Here is a 4,564-nt window from a genome sequence, read left to right as displayed (position 1 = left end):
ACTGCACATCGCGCCGCCACCGCGGGCGATCCTGTCGCTGGTGCTGATCCTCGGCCTGCTGGCCGTGGTGCGGTGTGGCGAGCAGGTGATCGTCAAGGCCATGAGCCTGATGGTGTATCCGTTTATCGTCGCCTTGCTGTTACTCGCCGTGTACCTGGTGCCGCACTGGAACGGCGGCATCCTCAGTACCGCCAGCACCGTGCCGGCCCCGTCGGCGCTGCTGCACACGCTGTGGCTGGCGATTCCGGTGATGGTGTTCTCGTTCAACCATTCGCCGATCATCTCCGCCTTTGCCGTTGACCAGAAGCGCCAGTACGGCGCGAACGCCGACGAGCGCAGCTCGCAGATCCTGTCCCGCGCGCACCTGTTGATGGTGGTGATGGTGCTGTTCTTCGTGTTCAGCTGCGTGCTGACGCTGTCGCCGGCGCAGCTTGGCGAGGCGAAAGCGCAGAACCTGTCGATCCTGTCGTACCTGGCCAACCATTTTGACAACCCGACCATCGCGTTCGCCGCGCCGTTGATTGCGTTCGTGGCCATCGCCAAGTCGTTCCTGGGCCACTACATCGGCGCCAGCGAAGGCCTGAAAGGCCTGGTACTGAAAACCGGTCGGCGCCCGGCGGCCAAGTCCCTGGACCGCATGACCGCCGCGTTCATGCTGGTGGTGTGCTGGATCGTTGCCACGCTTAACCCGAGCATCCTCGGCATGATCGAAACCCTCGGCGGCCCGATCATTGCGTCGATCCTGTTCCTGATGCCGATGTACGCGATCCGCAAGGTGCCGGCGATGGCCAAGTACCGTGGGCAGGCGTCCAACGTGTTCGTCACGGCGGTGGGCCTTGTCGCGATTACCGCGTTGATCTACTCGCTGCTGTCCTGACCGCAGGTTGCATGCACCCAGGCCGATTCGCGCACACCGCGAATCGGCTTTTTTTATGTGCGCCGAAAACCTGAGCTGTCTCAACCCCAGGCAAGCAATGGCGGCTAAGCTGTCGGCATATTGGTTCCCTGTTGGAGATACCCATGGCTCGGCCACGCCCGCAACTGATCACCTGCAAGCTGGAAAAACTGCACCCCACGCAATTGACGGTAGGCATGGCCGAAGTTGCCACCAAGCGTGAAGCCTGGACCAAGCTCAAGCGAAAAGAGCGCGCCGCTGCGCTCGACAAACACTGGTTTCCCTGCGTATTGGGGCCGGATGAGCGCTACTACATCACCGACCACCACCATTTCGGCTTGGCATTGCTGCTGGAGGAGGTCAAGAGTGTGTCATTGCTGATGCTCAAGGACTTGTCATTTGTCGAGCGCAGCACGTTCTGGAATGTCATGGCATTCAATCAATGGGTGCACCCCTACGACGCGCGGGGCCTGCGGCGCACTTACGAAGCCATTCCTCGCAAGATCACCGACCTGCAGGACGACCCTTACCGCAGCTTGGCGGGGATGCTGCGTACGGCCGGTGGTTACGCCAAGGACGCGACGCCGTTCAGTGAGTTTCTGTGGGCGGACTTCTTTCGCAGCCGCATCGGCAGTGACGTGGTCAGCCAGCCGAATGCCAAGCTGTTAGGCAAGGCCATGCTCCTGGCGCGCAGCCAGGAAGCGCGTTACTTGCCAGGATGGGTTGGGCCGATTGAAAACTGAAACCGCTGCACCGGTTGTTGCACCGCCCAATCGCACCCAGGACATTCTCGCCGGGTTGGCCATTGCCGGGTTGCTGCTGCCCGAAGCAGTGGCTTACTCCAGTATTGCCGCACTGCCGCCCCAGGCCGGGGTGATTGCCTTGTTCGCCGGGCTGCTGTGCTACGGCGTGTTGGGTACCAGCCGTTTTGCGATTGTGTCGGCTACGTCATCGTCGGCGGCGGTCCTGGCAGCCGCTACTGCGAGCCTGGCGGGCAGTGACCCGGCGTTGCGGCTTTCGCTGGCGTTCGGGCTGGTGCTGATCACCGGGGTGCTATTCCTGTTGGCCGGGTTGTTCAAGTTGGGCGGCGTGACTTCGTTTATCGCCAAGCCGGTGTTGCGCGGTTTTGCTTTCGGCCTGGCGCTGACCATCATCCTCAAGCAGTTGGCCGGCGTGGTGGGCGTGCACCTTACGGATAACAACCTGATCCGCTTTCTGCCGCAGTTGCTCGAACAACTGCCGCGCTGGAACTGGCCGGCTGCGCTGGTTGCGGCGGCTGCCTTGATAGTGCTGTGGCTGTGCGCGCGCATTCCGCGCCTGCCGGGCGGGCTGCTGGTGGTGGTTCTAGGCATCGTTTGCGGGCAGTACCTGGATTTGCAGGCGCATGGCGTGGCGTTGATTGGCGTAATCGACTTGCGCCTGGAGCTGGGGCATCTTCCGGTCCTGCCGTTCGCCGATTGGCTGCGCCTGGGCGAGCTGGCGTTTGCCTTGGTCATGATCTTGTATGCCGAGTCCTACGGTTCCATCAGTTCGTTCGCCCTCAAACACGGTGACCGCGTGTCATCCAACCGTGACTTGCTCGCCTTGGGCGCGGCCAACCTGGTGTCCGGGTTGTTTCACGGGATGCCGGTCGGTGCAGGCTATTCGGCGACGTCAGCCAATGAGGCGGCCGGCGCGGGCTCGCGCCTGGCGGGAATAGTCGCCGCGCTGGTGGTGTTGCTGATTGTCCTGACGGTGCTGCCGTATGTCGCGCTGACGCCGGAGCCGGTGCTCGCGGCCATCGTCATCTACGCCCTGGGTCGCGGCTTGAGCCTGCAACCGTTGGGGCGCTACTTCCTGTGGCGGCGTGACCGGCTGCTGGTGATCTGCGCGGTGGCGGCGGTTTTGGTGCTGGGCGTGCTGGATGGTTTGTTGGTGTCTGTTGCGATCAGCGTGGTGTTGATGTTGCGCCAGATGTCGTCGGCAGACATCCAGGTGCTTGGGCGCCTGGGCGACAGTCATGACTTTGTTGACCGTCAGCACCATGCCGATGCGGTGCAGGTGCCGGGGCTGCTGATTGTACGGCCGAGCGAGGCGCTGTTTTTTGCCAATGCCGAACGCATCCTTGGCGCGGCGTTGCGCTTGATGCGCCAGTCGCAGGCGGAGGCGGTGGTGTTGAGCCTGGAAGAGTCACCCGACCTTGATGGCACCAGCATCGAAGCCCTGGCAGCATTTTTCGCCCAGGTGCGCGGGGAGGGCAAGCGTGTGGTGCTCGCGCGGGTGCGGCATGACGCGCTTGAGGTGCTGAAGGCATTGCCCGAAGCGTTGGCGCCGCAAGTGCTGCTCAGTGGTTTGAGTGTCGATGGTGCGGTGCAACTGGCGTTGCAAGCCAATTCGCAGGCATAAAAAAACGCCGCGCATCTTGCGATACGCGGCGCTTCTTTACATCAACACATCTTAGGCTTGAATCACCGGGATGTTGGCGCTTGCTGCGATTTTGCGGAACTCGGCGATCTGGTCGAAGTTCAGGTAGCGGTAAACGTCACTGGCCATGGTGTCCAGTTTCGCTGCGTAACCCATGTACTCTTCGACGGTCGGCAGGCGACCCAGCGTGGAAGCCACGGCTGCCAACTCGGCCGAAGCCAGGTAGACGTTCGCGCCGTCACCCAGACGGTTCGGGAAGTTACGCGTCGACGTCGACACAACAGTCGAGTTCGGCTCTACCCGTGCCTGGTTACCCATGCACAGCGAGCAGCCCGGCATTTCCATGCGCGCGCCAGCTTTGCCGTAGATCCCGTAGTAGCCTTCTTCGGTCAGTTGGTGAGCGTCCATCTTGGTCGGCGGCGACAGCCACAGACGAGTTGGCAGCTGACCCTTGACCTGCTCCAGCAACTTGCCGGCAGCGCGGAAGTGACCGATGTTGGTCATGCACGAACCGATGAACACTTCGTCGATCTTCTCGCCGGCAACGCTGGACAACAGGCGGGCATCGTCCGGGTCGTTTGGTGCGCAGAGGATCGGCTCGTTGATGTCGGCCAGGTCGATCTCGATGATTTCGGCGTATTCCGCGTCGGCATCGGCTTCCATCAGCTCAGGGTTGGCAACCCAGGCTTCCATCGCTTGGGCGCGACGTTCCAGGGTACGTGGGTCGCCGTAACCTTCACCGATCATCCAGCGCAGCAGGGTGATGTTGGAGTTCAGGTATTCGGTGATCGACGCTTTCGACAGCTTGATGGTGCAACCGGCAGCCGAACGTTCAGCCGAGGCGTCGGACAGCTCGAACGCTTGTTCCAGCGTCAGGTCGTTCAGGCCTTCGATTTCCAGGATGCGGCCGGAGAAGGCGTTTTTCTTGCCTTTCTTCTCTACTGTCAGCAGACCCGACTGGATCGCGTAGTAAGGAATGGCATGAACCAGGTCACGCAGGGTGATGCCAGGTTTCATTTTGCCTTTGAAGCGAACCAGGATCGATTCCGGCATGTCCAGTGGCATGACGCCAGTGGCTGCGGCGAACGCGACCAGACCGGAACCGGCCGGGAACGAGATGCCCATTGGGAAACGGGTGTGGGAGTCACCACCGGTGCCGACCGTGTCCGGCAGCAGCATGCGGTTCAGCCAGCTGTGGATGATGCCGTCGCCAGGACGCAGCGATACACCGCCACGGGTCATGATGAAGTCAGGCAGGGTGTGGTG

4 protein-coding genes are annotated in these 4,564 nt (G+C 62.1%); 3 read left to right on the top strand and 1 reads right to left on the bottom strand.

The window, feature by feature from the left end; genetic code table 11:
• The 3 genes from WBB95_RS14875 to WBB95_RS14865 form a co-directional block, all read left to right on the top strand.
• On the top strand, positions 1 to 877 hold an 877-nt coding region (locus WBB95_RS14875; RefSeq protein ID WP_424488276.1), incomplete at its 5' end, for an amino acid permease.
• Between the two features lie 143 nt (positions 878 to 1,020).
• Positions 1,021 to 1,638, top strand: a complete 618-nt coding sequence (locus WBB95_RS14870; protein WP_424488275.1) for a ParB-like protein — start codon at positions 1,021 to 1,023, stop codon at positions 1,636 to 1,638.
• A complete protein-coding gene (locus tag WBB95_RS14865; protein ID WP_424488274.1) occupies positions 1,628 to 3,280 on the top strand; it encodes a SulP family inorganic anion transporter in 1,653 nt (550 codons plus the stop codon). Before WBB95_RS14870 ends, WBB95_RS14865 begins: the two co-directional genes overlap by 11 nt.
• A 51-nt stretch (positions 3,281 to 3,331) precedes the next feature.
• On the opposite strand, the gene WBB95_RS14860 is transcribed toward WBB95_RS14865, so the two are convergent.
• The coding region (locus WBB95_RS14860; protein ID WP_424488273.1) for an aconitase family protein at positions 3,332 to 4,564 on the bottom strand (1,233 nt) is incomplete at its 5' end.

The organism is Pseudomonas sp. (assembly GCF_049645325.1).
In the GTDB taxonomy this organism is placed as follows: Bacteria; Pseudomonadota; Gammaproteobacteria; order Pseudomonadales; family Pseudomonadaceae; genus Aquipseudomonas.
Note: the sequence above shows the minus strand (reverse complement) of the source record. Positions and strands in the feature narration are given on the sequence as shown.